The organism is Actinoallomurus sp. NPDC050550 (assembly GCF_040655075.1).
In the GTDB taxonomy this organism is placed as follows: domain Bacteria; phylum Actinomycetota; class Actinomycetes; order Streptosporangiales; family Streptosporangiaceae; genus Actinoallomurus.
In genome coordinates this window covers 17,308-37,859 of the sequence record NZ_JBFAJC010000053.1, presented here as the reverse complement: position 1 = coordinate 37,859, position 20,552 = coordinate 17,308, and the positions used below count along the sequence as shown (strand labels likewise).

The 20,552-nt window shown below is 71.2% G+C and carries 18 protein-coding genes; 6 read left to right on the top strand and 12 right to left on the bottom strand.

All coding sequences use genetic code 11. From position 1 onward, the window contains the following. The first annotated feature begins 55 nt into the window (after positions 1–55). Positions 56–778 carry a CHAP domain-containing protein gene (locus AB0I04_RS43810; protein WP_360898710.1) on the top strand — a complete coding sequence of 241 codons (723 nt, stop codon included), beginning with the start codon at positions 56–58 and terminating at the stop codon, positions 776–778. Positions 779–827: 49 nt separating this feature from the next. On the opposite strand, the gene AB0I04_RS43805 is transcribed toward AB0I04_RS43810, so the two are convergent. Further along, entirely contained in the window at positions 828–1,184 is a 357-nt protein-coding gene (locus AB0I04_RS43805) for an arsenate reductase family protein (RefSeq protein WP_360898708.1), read from the bottom strand. Between the two features lie 107 nt (positions 1,185–1,291). Next, positions 1,292–1,426: a hypothetical protein gene (locus tag AB0I04_RS43800; RefSeq protein ID WP_360898706.1), complete on the bottom strand. Its 135-nt coding sequence runs from the start codon at positions 1,424–1,426 to the stop codon at positions 1,292–1,294. A gap of 274 nt (positions 1,427–1,700) precedes the next feature. On the opposite strand from AB0I04_RS43800, the gene AB0I04_RS43795 reads away from it, so the two are divergent. Next, positions 1,701–2,834: an NAD(P)/FAD-dependent oxidoreductase gene (locus tag AB0I04_RS43795; protein WP_360898704.1), complete on the top strand. Its 1,134-nt coding sequence runs from the start codon at positions 1,701–1,703 to the stop codon at positions 2,832–2,834. A gap of 95 nt (positions 2,835–2,929) precedes the next feature. Here the strand turns inward: AB0I04_RS43795 and AB0I04_RS43790 are convergent, their stop codons facing one another. The 5 genes from AB0I04_RS43790 to AB0I04_RS43770 form a co-directional block, all read right to left on the bottom strand. Beyond that, complete coding sequence (locus AB0I04_RS43790; protein ID WP_360898702.1) at positions 2,930–3,295, bottom strand: winged helix-turn-helix domain-containing protein; 366 nt, start codon at positions 3,293–3,295, stop codon at positions 2,930–2,932. A gap of 108 nt (positions 3,296–3,403) precedes the next feature. Continuing rightward, positions 3,404–3,928 carry a hypothetical protein gene (locus tag AB0I04_RS43785; protein ID WP_360898700.1) on the bottom strand — a complete coding sequence of 175 codons (525 nt, stop codon included), beginning with the start codon at positions 3,926–3,928 and terminating at the stop codon, positions 3,404–3,406. A 30-nt stretch (positions 3,929–3,958) separates the two neighbouring features. After that, the gene (locus tag AB0I04_RS43780) at positions 3,959–6,403 is read right to left on the bottom strand and encodes a choice-of-anchor Q domain-containing protein (RefSeq protein ID WP_360898698.1); all 2,445 of its coding nucleotides are present in this window, start codon (positions 6,401–6,403) and stop codon (positions 3,959–3,961) included. Positions 6,404–6,532: 129 nt separating this feature from the next. Further along, on the bottom strand, positions 6,533–7,465 hold the full coding sequence (locus tag AB0I04_RS43775; RefSeq protein ID WP_360898696.1) for a hypothetical protein: 933 nt from the start codon (positions 7,463–7,465) through the stop codon (positions 6,533–6,535). 241 nt (positions 7,466–7,706) lie between these two features. After that, a complete protein-coding gene (locus AB0I04_RS43770; RefSeq protein ID WP_360898694.1) occupies positions 7,707–8,615 on the bottom strand; it encodes an aminoglycoside phosphotransferase family protein in 909 nt (302 codons plus the stop codon). Between the two features lie 205 nt (positions 8,616–8,820). Here AB0I04_RS43770 and AB0I04_RS43765 point away from each other — a divergent pair, with 205 nt between their 5' ends. Further along, entirely contained in the window at positions 8,821–10,392 is a 1,572-nt protein-coding gene (locus AB0I04_RS43765; protein ID WP_360898692.1) for a protein kinase, read from the top strand. A 6-nt stretch (positions 10,393–10,398) separates the two neighbouring features. On the opposite strand, the gene AB0I04_RS43760 is transcribed toward AB0I04_RS43765, so the two are convergent. Together AB0I04_RS43760 and AB0I04_RS43755 are read right to left on the bottom strand one after the other, a co-directional pair. Further along, entirely contained in the window at positions 10,399–10,740 is a 342-nt protein-coding gene (locus AB0I04_RS43760; RefSeq protein WP_360898690.1) for a DUF5713 family protein, read from the bottom strand. 102 nt (positions 10,741–10,842) lie between these two features. Next, a complete protein-coding gene (locus AB0I04_RS43755) occupies positions 10,843–12,978 on the bottom strand; it encodes a SpoIIE family protein phosphatase (RefSeq protein ID WP_360898688.1) in 2,136 nt (711 codons plus the stop codon). Positions 12,979–13,571: 593 nt separating this feature from the next. Here AB0I04_RS43755 and AB0I04_RS43750 point away from each other — a divergent pair. Continuing rightward, positions 13,572–14,801, top strand: a complete 1,230-nt coding sequence (locus AB0I04_RS43750) for a transposase (RefSeq protein WP_360898686.1) — start codon at positions 13,572–13,574, stop codon at positions 14,799–14,801. A gap of 26 nt (positions 14,802–14,827) precedes the next feature. Here AB0I04_RS43750 and AB0I04_RS43745 read toward each other — a convergent pair whose 3' ends face one another. From AB0I04_RS43745 to AB0I04_RS43735, 3 genes are all read right to left on the bottom strand, one after another. Further along, the gene (locus tag AB0I04_RS43745) at positions 14,828–15,133 is read right to left on the bottom strand and encodes an Orn/Lys/Arg decarboxylase N-terminal domain-containing protein (RefSeq protein WP_360898684.1); all 306 of its coding nucleotides are present in this window, start codon (positions 15,131–15,133) and stop codon (positions 14,828–14,830) included. A 174-nt stretch (positions 15,134–15,307) separates the two neighbouring features. After that, the gene (locus tag AB0I04_RS43740) at positions 15,308–16,198 is read right to left on the bottom strand and encodes a TIGR03620 family F420-dependent LLM class oxidoreductase (RefSeq protein WP_360898682.1); all 891 of its coding nucleotides are present in this window, start codon (positions 16,196–16,198) and stop codon (positions 15,308–15,310) included. 146 nt (positions 16,199–16,344) lie between these two features. Further along, complete coding sequence (locus AB0I04_RS43735) at positions 16,345–16,677, bottom strand: metalloregulator ArsR/SmtB family transcription factor (protein ID WP_360898680.1); 333 nt, start codon at positions 16,675–16,677, stop codon at positions 16,345–16,347. Between the two features lie 181 nt (positions 16,678–16,858). On the opposite strand from AB0I04_RS43735, the gene AB0I04_RS43730 reads away from it, so the two are divergent. Together AB0I04_RS43730 and AB0I04_RS43725 are read left to right on the top strand one after the other, a co-directional pair. Next, complete coding sequence (locus tag AB0I04_RS43730; RefSeq protein WP_360898678.1) at positions 16,859–17,638, top strand: SDR family oxidoreductase; 780 nt, start codon at positions 16,859–16,861, stop codon at positions 17,636–17,638. Between the two features lie 98 nt (positions 17,639–17,736). Further along, positions 17,737–20,523, top strand: coding sequence for a LuxR C-terminal-related transcriptional regulator (locus tag AB0I04_RS43725; RefSeq protein ID WP_360898676.1), 2,787 nt, complete (start codon positions 17,737–17,739; stop codon positions 20,521–20,523). The last annotated feature ends 29 nt before the right edge of the window (positions 20,524–20,552 follow it).

Below are 20,552 nucleotides of genomic sequence, written 5' to 3'. Positions count from 1 at the left end.
CGTTGGTTGTTCACTTACCGTCAGGCTCGGATCCTCCGCCAGAAAGGGGTCTGATGTGGCCTGGATCAGACGAAGCGGCCTGACGATCGGGGCGAGCGCGGTGGCGATCGTGCTCGGCGTCTCGACGGCGAACGCGGCGACCGGCACGGTCAACACCAGCGGTACGGCCCTGACCGTGCGCTCCGGCGCCGGCACCGGCTACGGCTCGGTGGGGACCGTCGCGGACGGAGCGGGCGTCACGATCACCTGCCAGACGCGCGGGACCACGGTCACCGGCACGTACGGCACCAGCAGCGTGTGGGACAAGATCACGAGCCCGACCGGGTATGTCGCGGACGCCTACATCTACACGGGTTCGGACGGCACCGTCGCACCCCCGTGCATCCAGACGGTCACCGACGATTACCCGTACAAGTCCGACTCATGGAGCGACGCGGATCCCTGGCTCTTCTACAAGCGCGAATGCGTCTCCTTCGCGGCCTGGCGGGTCCGCCAGCGCCTCGGCGTCGACTTCACCAACTCCTACGGGGGTGTGCACTGGGGCAACGCCATCAACTGGGACAACGCCGCGGCGTCCGCCGGGGTGAAGGTCGACCACACCGCCAAGGTCGGCGCCGTCGCCCAGTGGAACACCGGGACCTACGGCCACGTCGCGTACGTCGCCCGCGTGAACAGTGACGGCACGATCCTGGTCGAGGAGTACAACTACCTCAGCGGCCACAACTACGACACGCGCACGATCAGCGCGAGCAGCGTCGGCAACTACATCCACTTCTGAGCCGGTCGGCCGGGGTCCGTGCGGGTGGGCGCACGGACCCCGGTTCCGCTCACTCCAGGACGGACCTGACCGCCTCGGGGGAGCGGCCGACCACGGCGGTGCCGTCGTCGGCCGTGATGATCGGCCGCTGGATCAGGATCGGATGCTCGGCCAGCGCGTCGAGCCACCGGCCGCGGGATGCGGGCTCCCGCCCCCAGGACGCCATGCCCAGCTCCTTGGCGACGGCCTCGCCGGTACGGGCGATGTCCCAGGGCTCGAGGCCGAGACGCCCCAGGACCTCCTCGAGCTCCTGCCGCGTGGGCGGCTCATCGAGGTAGCGCCGCACGGTGTACTCGGCGCCCTCTTCGTCCAGCAGGGAGAGGGCGGACCGGCATTTCGAACAGCGAGGGTTGATCCAGATTTCCACGCGCCCATTCTCTCCCGCGCGTCGGCTGCGGCCGCCCCGAAAGCGCTCAGCAGGACAAAGACGGAGGGCTACCCGAGACCGCCCATGCGACTGAGCGATCGGTCGGGTCAGGACGGGGCGCCCTCCGCGGACCCGCCCTGCTCGTCGCCGGCGGGCACCGGCCGGTCACCGCCGTCGAGGAGCACCCGCTCCAGCTTGGCGAGGGCCAGCACCAGCACCAGCGCGGCGATCGGGATCATCACAGGTGTAACCAATGCCGTGATCAGCATCCGGCACGCCCCCTCTGTGCCGATCCGTACGCACTAAATGCCCTGCCCGCCCAGAAGGAGAAGTTTTTCTGTTTTGAGTAGATATCGCGTCAGATGGGCAAAACTTGCGGCCGGTGGCCGGGGAGGCGGCTGATCCGCGCGCCGGTCGAGGTGTGCGGCGTCCTGGTCGGCGGGTGCGCGACGCGGGGTTGGCGAACATGTTCGTTAGGAACTTGTTCGCGACGAACGTGTTCGTTACAGTGCGGGCATGAGCACTCATGACCCCATCGCCATCGCCGGCGCCGGTCTCGGCGGCCTCGCCCTCGCCCGCATCCTGCACGTCAACGGCATCCCGGCCACGGTGTACGAACGCGACACCTCGCCAGAGCTCCGCACGCAGGGCGGCATGCTCGACATTCACCATGACTCCGGCCAGGTCGCCCTGCGGGCCGCCGGCCTCCACGACGAGTTCCGCGCGATCATCCATCCCGGCGGGGAGGCCGTCCGCGTTCTCGACAAGCACGCCGTCGTCAGGTTCAAGGAAGAGGATGACGGCGAGGGCGGCCGCCCGGAGGTCGAGCGCGGTCGGCTGCGCGACCTCCTGCTGGGCTCATTGCCCCCGGACACCGTCCGCTGGGGTGCCGGGGTCACCGGGGCCCGTTCGCTCGACGACGGGCGTCACGAGGTGACCCTCGCCGACGGCTCCGCCATCACCACCGACCTGCTCATCGGCGCCGACGGCACCTGGTCCAAGGTCCGGCCGCTCCTCACCGACGCCGTCCCGGAGTACACCGGCATCACCGTCGTCGAGGCCGACCTGCTGGACGCCGACACGCGTCACCCCGGCAGCGCCGCCCTCCTCGGCGGCGGCATTTTCTTCGCGCTCGGCGCGGGCAAGGGTCTCCTCGCCCACCGCGAGCCCGACGGCAGTCTCCACGTCGCCATCGCCCTGTCCACGCCCGAGGACTGGGCGGCCCGGATCGACTTCGCCGACACCGACTCCGCGAAGACCGCCGTACTGGAACACTTCGCCGGCTGGGACCCGCGCCTGCGGGCACTGGTCACCGACGCCGACGGGCGGCTCGTCCCGCGCGGAATCCACGCCCTGCCGGTCGGCCACCGCTGGGACCGCGTGCCGGGCGTCACCCTGCTCGGCGACGCCGCCCACGTGATGCCGCCCTTCGCCGGGGAGGGCGCCAACATCGCCCTGGCCGACGCCGCCGAACTCGGTGCGGCCATCGCCGCGCACCCCGGCGACACCGAGGCCGCGCTCGCCGCCTACGAGCAGGCGATGTTCCCGCGCGGTGCGACCGCCGCCGCCGAGTCCGCCGCCGGCCTCGTCCTCTGTTTCGGCGAGGACGCGCCGCAGAGCCTGGTCGACATGTTCACCGCCACGGACTGACGCCAAGGCGGCCGTAGCGGCGGAGGCGGCCGATCAGACGGTCGCCGGATGGCGGGGCAGGCGTGCGGGAATCGCGGCCGGACGCCGCGGATTCGTCATTTCGCCGTTCCCCGCTCATCGGCCTCCGGCGCTTCCGGTGCGGCCGGTGTGTGGTCGTCGTCGTGGCGGGTGAAGACGGTGAGGAGTCCTTCGATGCGGTGGTCCGCGTCGGCCGGGTGCCGGAACGGGCGAGTCGGGTCGACGCTGTAGTGGTTGCGGCGCCCGACCCGGGTGCGGGTGATGTAGCCGGCCTCTTCGAGGTCGGTGACGATCGTCTGGGCGGCGCGTTCGGTGATGCTCACGGCCGCGGCGATATCGCGGAGCCGCGAACTGGGGTTTCGGGTGATCTCGACCAGCACGCGGGCGTGGTTTGTCAGGAATGTCCAGGTCTTTTCGCCGGATCTGCTGCCGGCTTGGCCCACAGGTTCTTCTCCTTCGCGGGTAAGGCGCGGCTGAGCCGGCGACTCCGGATGTTGATTTAGCGAATGTAATTTCCGGTACCGGGACGACGGTAGCGTACGGCCGCGGCCTCAGGGGACGCGCCGGACCGGTGGCCGCCGGTGAAGCCCAGGCGGCCGTCCCGGCGCCGGCCGGGTCACCGTCCCGGGGGCAGATGACGGCCGAGGAAGTCCAGCAGCGTACGCGCGAGCCGCACGCGGTGGTCGGACAGGGCTGTGCCCGACCACCGCCGTCCGCGTCGTGTCCAGCCGGTGAGCGGCTGCGAACTCCGGCTCGCGCACCGCGCTCACGACCCGCGCCGCGTCCTCCAGCACGTGGCCCCACGACCAGGAACCTCCGACCCCCCATGAGCCGCGGTAGTGGAAGACCAGAGACGCGTACCCCGCCCGGCGCAGCGCCTGCGCGAGGTCGAAGTTGCGCTCGTTGCCCGGAAAGCCGTGCAGCAGCACGACGACCGGGTGCGGTCCGGGACCGGCGGGGAGGTGGAGCACGCCGAGCAGCGCGGCGCCCGCACTGTCGAAGGTCACCGCCGGAGTGCTCGCGGCGGGCGCAACCTCAGGCGCCGGGTCGGTCACGAGGGGGTCGAAGCTGGTCAACGACGGCACTCCCGGAGATCGAACCGAACGTTACGATGAACCATTATGCCCATCGCGGTCCACGAACTCGTAAGGCCCGATGTCGATACCCCGGCCCTTGGGACGGGTCACGCCGTCCAGGTCGTCGGCCGGCGCGCCGGTGGCGGTTCCGGCGTCGACGCACGGGCTGGACGCCGTCAGGTGGTAGTCACCCGTACCGTCCGCCGTGTAGTCGACCAACCGTGGATCGGCGTCGAGCGTTCCCGATGAGTTCGGCGGCGTGAACTCCCTGCTGTTGTTCAGCCCGTACCTCCCCTTGCCGTTGCGGTAGAACAGGTTGTCCCGGTACTGGTTGTGCGCGCCGTTCGCGTCGTCACGGACGTTGATCCCGTACATCGCGTTGTCCCGCACGATGTTGTTGTCGATCACGAAGTGGTCGGCGGTCGAGTCGCCGCCCGTGATGTAGATCCCGTGGTCGGCGTTGGCGAACGACAGGTTGTTGGCGATCGTGGCGCCCTTCGCGTTGTGGTTGAACCGGATGCCGCTCCCCGACGTCCGGTACACGATGTTGTTCTGGATGAGGTCTCCGCCGCCGGACGGATAGATGCCGTGGATGTACTCGCATTCGGTCGGATAGGGGCCGATGTGGTCGACCCGGTTACCGAGGAAGGCGTTGTCGGAGGCCGACGCGTCGTCGCCGATGCCCTGCCCGCCGGGGCTGCCGTCGCAGTCCTTCGGCGCGATGTGCGTCAGCACGTCGTGCACGTGGTCGCCCTGGACGACGTTGTGGCGGCCCCAGATGAGGATGCCGCTCCAGGCTCCTCCGGAGCCGCTGATGTCGAATCCGACGATGCGTACGTAGTCGCCCCGGTTCTCGAAGGGCACGTCGGAGTTCTTCGGGGCGATGTGCGCCTTGCCCGGGTGTTCGGCCTCGAACGTCAGGTAACCGCCGGCGTGCCCGCTCTTCGTGTTGCTCACCGCCTCGGCGTAGGTGCCGTCGGCGACGTGCACGGTCGCGCCGGCGCTCGCCACCGTCACACGCTCCGCGGCGTGCTGGATCGTCGCCCACGGGTGTGCGTGGGAGCCGTCGCCTTTCGAGTCGTCGCCGTCGGGGGCGACGTAGTACTGGTTCCCGGCCGCCTGCGGCACGCCGGGCGTCCCGGGAGACCGACCCGTACCGGACGATGACGGGGTGCCGTGCGGTGAACCGGGGACCGGCGACTCCGGTGACTCGGCGCCCGGTGACCGGCGCGAGCCGGGGCCCGGCGACCGCGGTGACTCGAGAGCCGGTGATCGGGGCGAGTCAAGGCCCGGCGGTGACTCGGCGGCCGGTGACCGGAGTGACCCGCTGCTCGGCGACTGCGGTGGTTCCGAACCCGGTGACGACTCGCCCTCGGATGAGGGGGTCTCCTTCGGCGATGGTGTCGTGTCCTTCGGCGGCGCCACCGCGGACGAGCCCACCATCGCCCGCTGGAACGCCCGGCCCTGGGCGGTGACCTGATCGGCACCCGTGACCAGGCCGAAGTTCCCATGGTCCGTCGCGGTGTAGATCATCGCCCCGGCCGGTGCGGGCCGCAGCGCGCGCAGGTGGTCGACCGCCTTGGCCGTCCACGCGGCGAGGTAGCCGGCGTTCCCCGCCCGGTAGACGGGACTCGCGGCGCTGGAATCGGCGTTCCACTCGGAGATGAAGTACGGCAACTGCCTGCCGATCCTCCCCTGGACGGCCATCTCGACGTCGGTGACATGGGTCTGCCAGTTGCCGAGGTGGCCGTCGCAGGCGTCCTTCCAGTGCGCGTCGGTGGCCGCGCCGCAGACGTACTCGTGCCAGGACAGGAAGTCCGGCTCGGGCGTGGCCCCGGCGACGAAGGCGCCGATGTACTTCACGTAGTCGTGGTCGACCCGCCAGGACGCGGGTCCGACGTAGCGATAGGCGGCCTTGGGGTAGCGGCCTTTCAGGGCGGGCACGACCGTGTTCCAGGCCGCCGTGTAGTCGGCGACGGGCACGTCGGTCCCCGGGAGGTCCGGCTCGTTGCCGAACTCCAGGTAGGCGGTGCCGTCGCCGAAGACCTGGTGGATGAGGTCGAGCAGGTGCAGGTCGGTCTTCTTCACGTCGTCGGCGGCCAGGCCGGAGCCGGGCCCACGGATGATCAGCATCGGTGTCGCGCCGATGTCCCGTACGGCGTGCATGGCGGAGAGCAGCAGGTCATCGCCGACCGGGGTCGTACTGCCTTCGAAGTGGTCCCGCAGCGGCACCCGTACGATCGGGACGCCCCAGGAGCGGAACAGTTCCCGGGTGGCCGGCCGGCCGACCAGCGCGTCATCCGGGCCGAAGAACGACATGTTGACGCCGAAGAGCGGATCGGCGGCCGTCGCCGGGGCGGCGGGCGGTGCGACGGTGAGGTCCGCCACCGTGAAGGCGGCGGCGAGCAGCAACATGAGCGCGAGGGTGAGTCGGGCGCCGAGCCGGCGCGGCGCGCCGGGGGACGGTCCGGGCATGAGAGTGTGCCTCCTTATCGGGGGGAGCCCGCGGCCGTTCGACGGTGTGCGTGGAACGGCCGCGGGGGATCGATCGGCATTCGGCGGCCTATGAGCGGACTGCCGGTGCGAAGCGCAACGGGCGGGGATTCAGGCCTTCGGCGGGCAGGCGATGGACCGGGCTTCCCAGGAGACGTCGCCCTCACTTGTGTCGCCGTCGGCCTTGCCTCCCTGCTCCAGCGACGCACCTGCGCCGCTGCTGACGACACCACCGCCCTCGACCGACGTGTTCTTGCCGCCGACGGCACCGCCGACGGTCACGGAGAAGGTGTGCGTCGTCACCCCGGTACCGTTGGCCCTCTCCTTGAAACGCCAGGACGTCGGCCCGTTCTTGGTGCTGAGGAGCACCGGGGACGCGTTCCCGGAGTCCTCGTATCCGGTGTCCTTGTCCGTGACGTCGATCCCGGTAATGCCGAGAGCCGCGGTCGAGAACTCGATGTCGATGGTCTGCTCGGAGGTGAACGAGATGGTGTTCAGCCCCGGGTCGAGGATCCCCGCCGCGCATTTGTTCCGCGGGATGTCCCAGCCGGGCGACGGCGCGCGCACGACGGGATGCTGGGGGTCGCCCTCCGGGAGCGGAGGCGGGGCGGGGCAGGCGGTGAGGCTCGTCCAGTCCGTCTTGGTCCCGCCGCTGGTCAGGGCGAGGTCGGCGTCGAGAAGGTAGCCGATCGGCTGGTCCGGACTGGCCGGGTCGGCGATCCGGTCCCAGGCTCCGGTGGCGTCCGAGTACGCCACCGGACCGGCCGTGCCCGGCTTCCTCGCACCGGAAGCCGTCGTGCACAGCACCGCGTACGACTTGCCGGCCTGCGCGGTCCCCGCGGGCGGGTACGCCTTGCTCGGTCCCGAGTAGATCGTCTTGGTGGAGACGTAGGTGGGCACGGGCCCCTGGGCGAGGGTCCCCGTCACCCCGGTGTCGGCGTGAGCGGGGCCGGACGTGATCGTGACGCCAGTGGCGAGGCCGAGTACGGCGAGCACCGCCAGGGGCGCCTTCTTCCAGAGGGACGGGCGCGACTGTTCGGACATCGGAACTCCTTGATCAACCGGATGAGGCGGACAGCCACATGGTCGGGTCGAGGAGGACGGCCGGAACAGCGTTCCGGATTGATCTTTCGATTGTTGGTTTGATGGGTTGTTCGGCGCCGTGTTCTCCCAGCTCAGCGGCGTCACCGGCGACTACGCGGTGAAGACCGCTGCCACCGACGTGGCCCGTACGCGCGCTCCCGGCCGGGACTCCCGGCGGCTTCCGGATCCGGCCGCGTTGGGATCAGGCGAAGACGGCGTGGTCGGCCAGGACCTCGTCGACCACGCGGCGATGGCCCGCCGTCCGTTCAACGTCGATGCCGTCGGCGAGGCAGAGAAGGGCCTTCCACAGCGCCCAGCCGCGGGCCCGCGCCCACGTGGAGGCGTCCTGGTCGACGGCGGTGCGGAACGCCCGCCGGCTGCGGCCGGAGAACAACGACCAGGAGATCACCAGGTCGCAGGCGGGGTCGCCGACGCCTGAGGTGCCGAAGTCGATGACGGCGGAGAGCCGTCCGCCGTCATCGACGAGAAGGTTGCCGGAGGCGATGTCGCCGTGGAACCACACCGGCGGCCCGGCCCATCGCGCCTCGAGGGCGGTCTCCCACACGGCCGTCGCCCTGTCGGTGTCGACACGGCCGTCGAGCGCGGCGAGGCAGCGGCGGGTCTCGTCGTCATAGTGGGCGAGTGACGCGCCACGGTAAAAGGAGTGGGCGCCGGCCGCCGGCCCGCCAGTGGCGTCGGCGCGCTGGAGGGCGCGGATGAAACCGGCGACGTCGGTCGCGAATTCGCGCAGATCGGCGATGCGCTCGGGGGCCGCGGTCCGGCCGTCGATCCAGCGGCGGATCGACCAGTTGAAGCGGTAGCCCTCGCCGGGAGCGCCTTTCGCCAGCGGCGTCGGGACCGGCACCGGCAGGGAGGGCGCGAGGACCGGCAGCCACCGATGTTCCTTGTCGACCGCGGGCGCATAGCCCGCTTCGGTCGGCAGGCGGACCGTCATGTCGTCCCCGAGGCGGTACGTGCGGTTGTCCCACCCGTCGACCTCGACCGGTGTCACGGGAAGCCCGCTCCACTGCGGGAACTGCGCCGCGAGCAGGCGCCTCACCAGCGCCGCGTCGATCCCCGCGCGCCCGTCCCGATACCGGTCGTCGATCACCCGACGAGTGTCGGGGCCGCCCCCCGCGCCGCGCAAAGGGTTTTGCGTGCGGCGGGGGTCCGTGCCGCGATCCGGTGAGTACCCCCGGCGGGGACGGCCGTACGGGCGAATTTTCGCCACTTGTGTACGGGGAGCTGTGAACCGGCCACCCATTGCTCCCGTCTCACATCTGGCGGACTCTTCCGGACGGAGGGACGATCGGGCCATGCGCGTTGGAGACAGGTACGAATTGCTCAGCAGGCTCGGTCAGGGCGGCATGGGAACGGTCTGGCACGCGCACGACGAGCTCCTCGGCCGTGACGTGGCGATCAAGGAGGTGCTGTTCCCTCCGGACTTGAGCGAGACCGAGCGCCAGGAGCGCCACGCGCGGACGATCCGGGAGGCACGGTCGGCCGCGCGGCTCAGCCACCCGAACGTCGTCACCGTGCACGACGTGATCGAGGACCAGGGCCGTCCGTGGATCGTCATGGAGCTGGTCGCCGCTCCGTCCCTGCAGAGCGTGATCGACGCCGAGGGGCCGCTGCCACCGCAGCGGGTCGCCGTGCTCGGGCGGCAGATGGTCGCGGCGCTGCGGGCGGCGCACGCCGCGGGCATCGTGCATCGCGACATCAAGCCCAGCAACGTCCTGGTGGCCGACGGCGACCGCGCCGTCATCACCGACTTCGGCATCGCGGCGATCGAGGGCGACGCGACGCTCACCGGCACCGGCGTGCTGATCGGCTCACCGGCCTACATCGCTCCCGAGCGGGCCGGCGGCGCGCACGCCGGGCCCGCCGCCGACCTGTGGTCGCTGGGCGCCACGCTCTACGCCGCCGTCGAGGGCCGGTCGCCGTTCGAACGGTCCGGGCCCGTGTCGACCATCGCTGCGATCATCGCGGAGGAGGCCCCGCCGTCCCGGAACGCTGGGCCGCTCGCACCGGTCCTCGCCGGCCTGCTCCGCCGGGAACCGGCGGACCGGATGACCGCGCCCGAGGCGGAGCGCCTGCTCGCCGCCTCGGCGGAGGGCACCCAGCCCGACGTCGTCGCGTGGACGATCCCGGTCGCCGCGCCCCAGCCGGCACCGGTGGCGGCGGCGGAGCCCTCACGCCGGCCCACCGCGATGGTGCTCGCGAGCGCGCTCGCCGGAGCCCTCATCGTCGCGGCGTTCGGCGCGGTGTGGCTGCTGGGCCGGCACTCGAACAAGACGGTCCCGACCGCGACCACGTCCACCGCCGCGAACCGCTCCGGCACCTCCGGCGGCTCGCGCGAGACGTCGCCGACCGCAGCTCCGGACTTCGGGCAGGGCACCAATCCGGACTCGGGTTCTTCCCCGAGCACCGGCCGGTCGACCTCCGTCTCCCCGGCGGCGTCCTTCCCCCAGGACTGGACGACGCGGAGCGAGAGCGGCTTCTCGGTGTCGGCGCCCTCCGCCTGGTCCCGGCGCAACGACGGGGACAACTTCTTCTACCAGGACGCCACGACCCGATACCTGCTGCAGATCAGCACGACATCGTGGGACGGCGACCCGCAGAGCCAGGCGCAGAGCGTGGGCGACCACCTGGCCGGGACCTTCCCCGGCTACCGGGAGGCCACGGTCACCCCCGTCACCTACCGCGGTGTCCCCGCGGCGGACCTCGATTTCGCCTACGACCGCTCGACCGGGGTCGAGCGCGTCAAGGACCGGTTCTTCCGCGTCGGCGGCCAGGCCTTCGCCGTCTACTTCCGGATGCCGGCGGACCAGTGGCCGGACTCCCAGCGTTACCTCGACCCGATCTTCAGCAGCTTCCAGCCGCACTGAGGCACGTCACCAGTCTCTGCCCGCGATCAGCTCTTCCGCGTCGGCCTCCGGGAACCCGTAGGCCGACGCCACGAACCAGAAATCCTCAGCGATCAGCTCCCGCGCAATGGTCTCGATCTCACTTCCGGCCGCTTCGAACTCCGCTTCCAGCGCGTTGAACTCCTCCGTCGCAGCCTGGGTGAGCACGTACAGCGCCGGTAGATCCGACGGCCGCTCCGCTTCGATCCGCTCGCACAGCCTCAGCAGGATCGCCTTCCCCTTGTCGACGACGTGATCGGGGAAGTACCCGTCCTCGTACATGCCCTTGAGAAAGGCGTGGTCGACCACCTGCTGGTTCGAGAGCGCCACAGTAATCTCCTGTTCTCGCCGTAAGCCTGACGTCCCGATACTGCACCGCGCCACCGACAGCGCCGCGGGGCATGCTCCGGGCCGAGACGCCGGAGGTCTCGCTCAGGGTGCGGTCCGCAGGAGGAGCAGGGCGATGTCGTCGGTGCGCTGGGCGACGGGGCGGGCCCGGTGGAGAAGCTCGTCGATGAGCTCGTCCAGCGGGAGGTTCGCCGCGTCCGCGAGGTGGTGCGTGAGGTCGGCGGTGCTCTGCGTCATGTCGACGCCGGGGATCTCCACGAGGCCGTCGGTGTAGAAGGCGAGGATCGCTCCGGGCGGCAGGGGCAGGGTCGTGACCGGGTACGGGGCGTCGATCCCGATGCCGAGCAACGGACCGGGTTCGATGTCGAGGATGCGCGCGCTCGCCCGGGACCCGGGGTCGGCCAGGAGCGGGGACGGGTGTCCCGCGTTGGCGAAGGCGATCCGGTGTTCGGCGAGGTCCAGCTCGGCGTACAGGCAGGACACGAACAGGTCGGTCCGGAAGTCGGCGAGGATGCGGTTCGTGCGGTCCAGCACCTCGCCGGGGGACGCCCCGGCGGTGGCGTGGGCGTGGACGGCGGTGCGAACCTGGCCCATGAGGGCCGCGGCGGTGACGTTGTGCCCCTGCACGTCGCCGATGACCGCGGCGACGGTGGTGTCGCTGAGACGTACCAGGTCGTAGAAGTCGCCGCCGATGTCCATGCCGTGGGAGGCGGGAAGGTACCGGGCGGCGACGTCGAGTCCGGACATGGCGGGGAGTGCGTGGGGCAGGAGGGCCTGCTGCAGCCCATGGGCGAGGTCCTGCTTGGCGTCGTAGAGGCGGGCGCGCTCCAGCGCCTGGGCGACCAGGCCCGCCAGGGAGGTGAGGACGGCGCGTTCGTCGGCGCTGAAGTGATGCGGATGGTCGTACGTGATGGTCCAGCCGCCGACGGGCCGCCCGGAGACGATCAGGGGGAGGAACGCCCATGCCTGCTTGCCGCTGAGCGAGGGAAGCTCGGGATACGCGGCGGACATCTCATCGGGATCGGCGAAGAAGTGGGGCACACCGTTGGCGAGGACGTGGCCGACGGGGGATATGTCGGTGTCCAGCGGCAGGCCGTCGAAGCGCTCGATCACCTCCGGGTCGTAACCGCAGTGACCGAGGATCTTCAGTCGTCCGGCCTCGGTGGCGGATATCACCATGCCGTCGGCGCCGAAGGCGGGCAGGACCTGGGTGGCCACCAGGTCGACGACGTCCCGTACGCCGACCGTCTCGGTCAGCGAAGCCGCCAGGTGCACCAGCTGGTACAGCCGTCCGACGCGGACGGGGCGAGCGGCCGTGGCGTCCGTGTCGGCGGGAGGAGACGGGTGCGTGGGCCGGCGTTTCTCGCCCGTGTCGATCGGGGTCACGCGGACGCTGATGCCACTGACGTCAGGGTAGAGCTCGAGCTCCAGCCACTGGTCCGGCGGCCGCAGGACCGCGTAGGAGACCGGCTCGCGGCTCATCAACGCGGCGCGGTAGTGGTCTTCGTTGACCGGATCGTCCAACCAGGGCATCGACTGCCAGGGCCGGGTGCCGAGCAGCTGTTCGCCGCTGCGACCGAGGAGCTCGGCGGCGGTGGTGGTGACGAAGGTGATGCGTCCCTCGAGGTCCAGGGCGACGCAACCTTCGGGGAGGCGTTCGGCGAAGTCGACGGCAGCGAGGCCGAATCGCGTCGAGCGCGCAGCCGACCGGCCGTACACCGGGACGATACGTGGCCGGTCGGGGATGTCCGCGGGGCGGGCGGCCTCGTCCAGCAGCCGGGCGATGCGCCGGGCACGGGAGGTGATGTGGCTTCGTTCGCGGTGAGTGGCGGTCGTCGGGTGACTGGGGGGCCACGTGAGCATCAGCGCCCCCCAGGGGCGGCGCGCGCCGATCAGTGGTGCGGCCGCGAGCGCGAGCCGGTAAGGCCATGTGGCCGCGACGCGTGGATACACGCGTGCCATGTCCTCCTGCCGGCCCATCCACACCAGGCGCTCCTCTCGCAGCGCGTCCGCGGCCGGGCTCGGCCAGGACAGCGGCACGTGCAGCCATGGCGTGACGAGTTCGGGTGGTATGCCGCACACCACGGCGAGCCTCAGCATCGGCTCGTCCTCGTCGAGCAGGTAGATGCTCCCCGCCGAGGCGCCCGTACGGAGGACGGTCGCGGCCAGTTCCCGATCCAGCAGGGCGAGGCCGTCCGGCCGTTCATCGTGCGCGGCCACTGAGCTCTCCTCGCGGTCCCGCCGCACGCCGCCGGGCGTCATGGCCGCAGGGATCGTCGCCCGGCGCATCGATCGTCGGCCGGATCGCCTCGACCGGACGAGCCCGCCTGGCCGGGGGGACCTGGAGGTCCGTGAGCTCGGCGGGGCGTCGACACAGGGGCGAGTGGTACCAGCGGCCCCCGTGAAGGGCGTCCGGTCGCCGGACTGCCCGCTGACGGCAAATGCCCATATCCGGACAATATGCCCCGTCGTTGGAGCGTCGACTCAGGGGCGATCCGGCGGCCGGGCCGGTCACCCCGGGCCGTTCAGCGTGTTCTTGCGATTCCTCCCGGCCTTCAGGTCCGGGAGGAATCGCATCTTGATCTTTGTGGCGGCGGAGCGCTGCGACAGCGTTGAAGGGCTGCCTGCTCCGCTCTGGCGGTGCGCTCCTTGTCAGTGGACTCCTTGGCGATCGGCAGTGGGGCGCGCTCGTATGAGTCGGCGGAGTGGGCGAGGGACCAGAAGCGGTCGCCCCACGGGTACGTGCGAATGTGGCAGGGAAGCGCTTTCCCTGTGAATATGAGTTCGATTTCCCGGCACAGTGACGTAAAGCGATGGTAACGTCGCGGACCGTGAAGGTCGTGACGCAGGTCAAGCTGGTGCCGACGCCCGAGCAGGCAGCGGCGCTGAAACACACCCTGCGCACGGTCAACGAAGCCGCATGCTGGGTATCTGATGTGGCCTTCGCCCGAGGCGTGCCCCGTGAGTACGAACTGCGTAAGCACACCTATGCCGAGCTGAAGGAACGTGGTCTGGGCGCGCAGGTCGCCCAGCATGTGATCAAGAAGGTCCGGGACGCCTACACCAGCCTGCACGCCAACCTGCGGGCGGGGAACCTGGGTAAGAAGGGCTCGAAACGGCGGATCAAGGCCGAGTCCAAGCCGATCACTTTCCGGCCTCAGGCCGCGCAGCCGTATGACGATCGCTGTCTCAGCTGGCAGTACGACGCGCAGACCGTTTCGATCTGGACGGTGGCGGGCCGGTTGAAGGGCGTGCGGTTCGCCTGCTCACCGAACGCGCTCAAACAACTCATCGCCCACCGCAAGGGCGAAAGCGATCTCATCGAACGTGATGGCGTGTTCTACCTGGTCGCCACGTGTGAGGTGCCCGAGGCCAAGCTTGGCGAGCCGGGCGGCTTCATCGGGGTGGATCTGGGGATCGTCAACATCGCGACCACCTCCACCGGCCATCGGGCTGCCGGACGCAAGCTGAACCGCTACCGCCGACGGCAGCTCGGGTTGCGGGCGAAGCTGCAGGAGAAGGGCACCAAGTCCGCCAAACGCCTGCTGAGGAAACAGCGCCGCAAGGAATCACGGCGGGCCAAGGACATCAACCATTGCGTTTCCAAGACGATTGTGACCGAGGCTGAACGCACCGGACGCGGCATCTCCCTCGAAGAGTTGACGGGGATCCGTGAACGGGTACGGCTCCGCAAGCCCCAACGGGTCGCCCTGCACTCCTGGGCCTTCGCCCAGTTGGCGGACTTCATCGTCTACAAGGCACGCCGGGCCGGCGTGGCTGTCGTGTTCGTCGACCCGGCATGGTCCTCCAGGCAGTGCGCCGAGTGCGGGCATATCGATCGGCTCAACCGGGTCTCTCAAGCTGTGTTCATCTGCCGGGGCTGCGGCGTCGTTGCGCACGCGGACCGGAATGCCTCCCGTGTCCTGGCCCGAAGAGGCCAGGACACGTGGGATGCGGGGCGGAAGTCACACGTCCCGACTACCAGCCCACCCAGGCTGACGGCCAAGACGCGGCAGACCACCTCACAGCCAGTGAGGCTCTAGCCGCAAGCTCGATCCTTCAGGATCTCTCAGGACCGAGAAGTTGACGAACGCCACGCCGCGGGGGTGTGCCAGGAGTAGCGGTGGCGGTCCTCCAGGTGCCGCAGCGCCTCGAAGAACGGCGGCAGGATCCGCTCGGTGTACTCCTCGGCCGCGTGCGCGATGCGCCCGGCGATGAAGTCGGGCGTGTCCTCCAGCGGAAAGACGTAGCCCTGGATCACCTCGTACACCCACAGCGGGACGTCGCGCGGCTCGTGCTCGGCGGTCAGCAGGAAGACCGGCAGGCGGTGGAATCGGCTGGTCACCGCCTCCATGATCTCCTCCGCAACCTCCACGTCGCCGGGGGGAACGCCGGCCGGTGCGGGTGTGGTGCCGGCCGACGGCCACAACTTGTAGTCGAGGCAATGCGAAACGTAACAGTATCGGCGATCGACGGATAGTGCCCATCGGGTATCCGAGAGTGACCGTCGCGCCAGCGCATTCGCCCCCGGCGGTAAGCGCTCCGTGGATCAGGCGCCGCCGTTCCGGGGCAGGAGCGCGTCGCCGAGCATCCGCCACTGCGGCATCGCGGACCGGCCCGGCTTGACCCCGATCACCTGCACGGCGACGTGGTCGGCGCCGGCCTCGACGTGGGCGTGGAGCTTCTCGGCGATGGTGTCCACGTCGCCCCAGAAGACGAGGTCGTCGACGATGCGGTCGCTGCCGCCACCGGCGATCTCCTCCTCTGAGTAACCCAGCCGGCGGAACTTCGCGACGTTGTACGGGGTGGTCAGGTAGAGGTGCAGGTGCTCACGGGCGATCGCGCGGGCCTTGCCAGGGTCGGACTCGAACAGCACCGCGTGCTCGACCGCCAGGAACGCGTCCGGTCCGAGGATCTCCCGGGCCTGCGCGGTGTGCGCCACGTTGACGTGGTAGGTCTGGGCGCCCGCGGCGCGGTCGCGGGCGAGCTCGAGCATCTTGGGCCCGTACGCGGCCAGGATGCGGCGGATCGGGACCTGCGAGGCGGGGTTGGGCGTCTCGGTCGCGTCCATCTCGTCGAGGTACTCGACCATGGCCGCCAGGGGTTTTACCCCCGGTCGCCCGCCGCCGAAGCCGAGGCCGAGCACGTGCCGGCCGGGGTAGGCGTCGGCGAGCAGGAGGGCGGCGCCGTAAGTCCACCGGGCCCCGCGCGACCAGATCTGGGTGATTCCGTTGACGACGTGCATCCGTTCGGTGCAGGAGAGCAGGTAGGCCGCGTGGGTGAGCGCTTCCCGCCCGAGGAGCTCTGGGAACCAGAACGCCTGCCATCCCTGCTCCTCGAGCTCCTGGATCGACTCGCGCATCTGCGCGGCCGGCTGGTGCTCGAAGTCGAAGGTGTAGACCCCGAACTGCCCGAGATCAAGGCCGTCGACACTGCCCATTGAACTCTCCCTCATCGCATCACCGATCAGAACACATCGAAGTATCGCAGAATTACGATATGAGCGCCAAATCGCGCTCCACCGTTCACCGAGTGCGCGATGTGAGGCCTGGCGCGGGGCGACGCCGGCCATACGGCGTCGTGGGTCTAGAGGGTCCGCCCGAGGTCGGCGACGAGCCGTGCGATGCGCTCCTCGTCGCGCTTGTAGTGGGTCCACTTGCCCACGCGCGTCGACCGCACCAGGCCGGCCCGCTCCAGTTCGGCCAGGTACGCCGACACCGTCGACTGGGCCAGCCCTGCCTTGGCCTGGATGTGGCTGACGCACACCCCCACCTCGACAGGGTCGGCGATCGCCTCCTCCCGCGAGAAGTGGCGATCGGGTTCGCGCAGCCACGCCAGCAGCTGGAGTCGCATCGGGTTCGACAGCGCCCGCAACGCGCGGATCAGGTCGGGATCCGGGGAGACCGCAGCATCCGCCATAGACGCGGAGTATAGGGCTCTATCGACGTTTCGCGGGAAGTCGATATGGCGACCGGCCGACCCGGTGCGCCGGGATCCGGCCGGTCGGCCGACCCGGCGCACCGGGATCGGGGCGATCACGAGATCATGTCTGCCGGATGTGAACGGCCGCCTCATGAGGCGGTGAGGCGAGGGAGGCGCAGTGACGTTCGGGCTGGGGGACCGCGCGGTCGTGGTGACCGGCGGCAGCAAGGGGTTCGGCCGGATCGTGGCACGCCGGCTCGCGGCGGAGGGGTGTTCGGTGGCGCTGTGCGCCCGCAACGCCGAGAAGCTGGCGGCGACGGCGAGTGAGATCGAGACCGAGTACGGGGTCCGGGTTTTCGCGCGCTCGTGCGACGTCACCGTGCCGGATGAACTCGGGGCCTTCATCGACGCGGCCGCGGAGGCGCTGGACGGTCTCGACGGGCTCGTGACCAACGCGGGGGACGCTTTCGGCGGCGGGCTGATGGACTCGACGCCCGAGGAGTGGACGAGGACCTTCGAGCTGAACGTCGGACACTCGGCGCACGCGATCCGGGCCTGCGTGCCGCACATGCGGGCGCGTGGGCGGGGCGACGTGGTCATCGTGTCGTCGATCTCCGGATGGAAGCCGAGCCGCAACACCCAGTACGGGGCGGCCAAGGCGGCGGAGATCTACATGGCGAGCACGCTGGCCCGGGAGCTGGCCACGGACCGGATCCGGGTGAACACGGTCAGTCCGGGTTCGATGCTGATCCCCGGTGGCGGGTGGGACGAGTTCCGGCAGCGTGAACCCGAGCGCTACGAACGCTTCCTGGGCGAGTTCCCCGGCGGGGCGCTGCCGAGCGGCGAGGACGTGGCGGAGGTGGTGGCGTTCCTGCTCTCGGACCACGCCAGGGCCGTCAACGGCGCGAACATCCCGGTGGACGCCGCCCAGAACGCCCCGGCGGCGAGCGGCTACTGACCTCCCTGTCCGCGACGGCGGCCCGCCCCCGCCCGGGTCTCGGTCCTTTAAGGCCCAGTTGTTGACTCCTGTCGTGACCGCGAAGCACGCTGGCTTTCATGGCGATTGTGCCGTCGCGCGTGGAGGCGGCCGTCGACGGGAAGGTGATGCGGGGCCGCGAACACGTGTGGTGCGCCGTCACGAGCCTTCTCGGCACCGGCCGGTCCGGCGTTCTCCTCGTCGATGGGGAGGCGGGGACGGGGAAGAGTCTCCTGCTCGCGGTCACGGCGCGGGCGGCGGCGGAGCGCGGGTACTCCACGCTGGTCGGGGAGGGGCGGGAGTTCGGGCCGCCGACGTGCTTCGAGCCGTTGCTCTCCGCGCTCGGCGGCTGCGACGGTGAAGGGCCGGTCCGGTGGGCGCACGAGCGGCCGTGGATCGTCGAGAGGCTCGGGTCCGCGTTGGCGGAACGCGCCGGCGCCGGTCCGGTCATGGTGGGCCTCGACGACCTGCAATGGGCGGATCCGGCGGCGCTGAGGGCGATTCAGACCCTCTCGCGGCGGCTCGCCGCCGTTCGCGTGGTGTGGCTGCTGACCCGCCGAACGACGGACCACGCGACGGACGCCGGTCGCCTGTTCGATCGGCTCGAGCGGGACGGCGCCGTCCGGTTCACGATCGGCCCGCTCGACGCCGCCGCCGTGCGGCAGGTCGCGACGGACGTGCTGGGAGGCGTTCCCGACGCGGACGTTCTGCGCCTCGCCGGCGAGGCGGGCGGCGATCCCGCGTTGCTCACCGAACTGCTGTCCGGGCTGCTGGCCGAGGGGGCCGTCCGGATCGTCGACGGGCACGCCCGGCTCGTGGCCGTACGGCTCCCCGGCCGGGTCGAGGACGACGTCAGGCGACGTCTCGACACCATCGGCCCGGCGACACGTCAGCTGCTGAGCGTCGGCGCGATCATCGGACGGTCGTTCGCTCCGGAGGACGTGGCCGAGCTGCTGGGGACCACGCCGGCCGCCCTCCTGCCGTGGATCGACGAGGCGTTCTCCCGGGGGCTCCTCGTCGCCGGACCGGACGAACTCTGCTTCCGGAACGACCTGGTGTGGCGGGTCACCGCCCTCACCGTGCCCGCGCCGGTGCGGCGGGCGCTGCACCGGCAGATCGGGGACCTCCTGCTCGGACGGGGCAGGACGGCCGCGCTCCCCGCCGCCTCCCACCTCATCCGGGGCATCCGGGCGGGCGACGCCCGGGCGCTCACCGCACTCGACCGGGCGGTCGCCGAGGTGATCCCCGCCTCCCCGCGAGCGGCGGCGGCCCTCGCCACGCATGCCCTCCGGCTGACCGACCCCCGGGAGCCCGCCTGGCCCGCCCGGGCGCTGACGGCGATTCACGTCCTCACCGCGGTGGGCCGGCTCGAAGAGGCCGCGGAACTCGTGGATTCGCTGTTCACCCGGCCGTTGCCGCACGCCTCGTACCTCCGGCTGCACTGTCTGCGCGCCGAGCTCCTGTATCTCCGAGGGCGGGCGGCCGAGGCCGCGGCCGAGGCGACCGCCGTCCTCGGCCGGCAGGGCGTCCCCCGCGAACTCCGGGACGACGCCGAACTGGTCCTGCTCGACGCGCTGGCAGGGGCGGGCGACGACGCGGGCGCGCGCGCCCACGCGGATCGGATCGTGTCCGCCGCGGCCGGGCACGGCGACGTGCTGATCACCGGGGCGCTGATCCGGCTGGCCCTGTCCGACTGGGGTGCGGGGCGGCTGACCGACGGACTGGGGCTCGCCCGTGAGGCCGTACGCCGGGCGAGGTCCGCGGAGGCGCGCCGCCTTCACCCCCGGATGATCCTGGCGATGCTGCTGACCGACGTCCGCCGGCTGGACGAGGCCCGCGCGGTGATGGGGACCGCGGGGGAGGACGCCGAAACGACCGGGAACCTGGCCTGGGCGGCGGCGCCCGGCGTCATTCGCGCCCGCCTCGACCTGGCCGCGGGCCGGTTCCACGAGGCCGTCGCCGAGGCCGAGGCCGCCCTGGCGAGCACGCGCGACCTGGGGCCGCATCTGCTGACGTCGTCCGCGCTGGCGGTGCTGGTCGCGGCGACGCTGCGGGCCGGCGATCTGAGCGCGGCGTGGCGGTACGCCGAGGCGGAGCGGCCCGCGCTGTCCCAGTACGGATCGCCGCGCGCGGAGGCCGGGTTCCATCTCGTGCGGGCGCAGGTCGCCGCCGCCCGTGCCGGGCCCGCGTCGGCGGAGGAGGCCGTCGTACGGCTCTGTGACGAGGCCACGGCGAACTCCTGGACCTTGGTCGGCGAGCCGACCGCGGCGCCATGGCTCGTACGGACGGCGCTCGCCCTCGGCGACCGGGCCCACGCCGAGAGGGTGGTCTCGGCGATGGACCGGCTGGCCGCCGACCACCCGGTCTTCGACAGTGTCGGTGTCACCGCGACGCACGCGCGCGGCCTGTTCGACCGTGATCGGGCCGCCCTGCGACGCGCCGCCGAAGAATACGCCGACCCGTGGGCCCGCGCCTCGGCGGCGGAGGATCTGGGAAGCCTGCTCGCGGCGGACGGCCCCGGGACACGCGGGGAGGCCATCGCCGGCCTGGACGCCGCGCTGGCGGCCTATTCGGCACTCGGCGCGATCCGCGACGCCGCTCGGGTCCGCCGCCGGCTCAGGCGGTTGGGCATCCGGCGCCGGCACTGGAGCCGGGCCGACCGGCCGGTCTCCGGCTGGGCCAGCCTCACCGACACCGAACGCCGTGTCGCCGAGCTCGTCGCCCAGGGCCTGACCAACCGCGAGGTCGCCGACCAGCTGTTCATGAGCGCGCACACGGTCGCCTTCCACCTGCGTCACATCTTCCGGAAGCTGGACGTGACCTCCCGGGTCCAGCTGACCCGGCTCGCGGTGGAGGTCGGCGACTGATCCCCGGCGCCCCTCGGATGGTACGTGGC

Bases quoted from the DNA above. Each gene is read 5' to 3' on its own strand.
- AB0I04_RS43740 (WP_360898682.1), bottom strand. From the start codon at position 16,198: ATGGGCAGTGTCGACGGCCTTGATCTCGGGCAGTTCGGGGTCTACACC.
- AB0I04_RS43765 (WP_360898692.1), top strand. From the start codon at position 8,821: ATGCGCGTTGGAGACAGGTACGAATTGCTCAGCAGGCTCGGTCAGGGC.
- AB0I04_RS43735 (WP_360898680.1), bottom strand. From the start codon at position 16,677: ATGGCGGATGCTGCGGTCTCCCCGGATCCCGACCTGATCCGCGCGTTG.
- AB0I04_RS43750 (WP_360898686.1), top strand. From the start codon at position 13,572: ATGGTAACGTCGCGGACCGTGAAGGTCGTGACGCAGGTCAAGCTGGTG.
- AB0I04_RS43780 (WP_360898698.1), bottom strand. From the start codon at position 6,403: ATGCCCGGACCGTCCCCCGGCGCGCCGCGCCGGCTCGGCGCCCGACTC.
- AB0I04_RS43795 (WP_360898704.1), top strand. From the start codon at position 1,701: ATGAGCACTCATGACCCCATCGCCATCGCCGGCGCCGGTCTCGGCGGC.
- AB0I04_RS43775 (WP_360898696.1), bottom strand. From the start codon at position 7,465: ATGTCCGAACAGTCGCGCCCGTCCCTCTGGAAGAAGGCGCCCCTGGCG.
- AB0I04_RS43725 (WP_360898676.1), top strand. From the start codon at position 17,737: ATGGCGATTGTGCCGTCGCGCGTGGAGGCGGCCGTCGACGGGAAGGTG.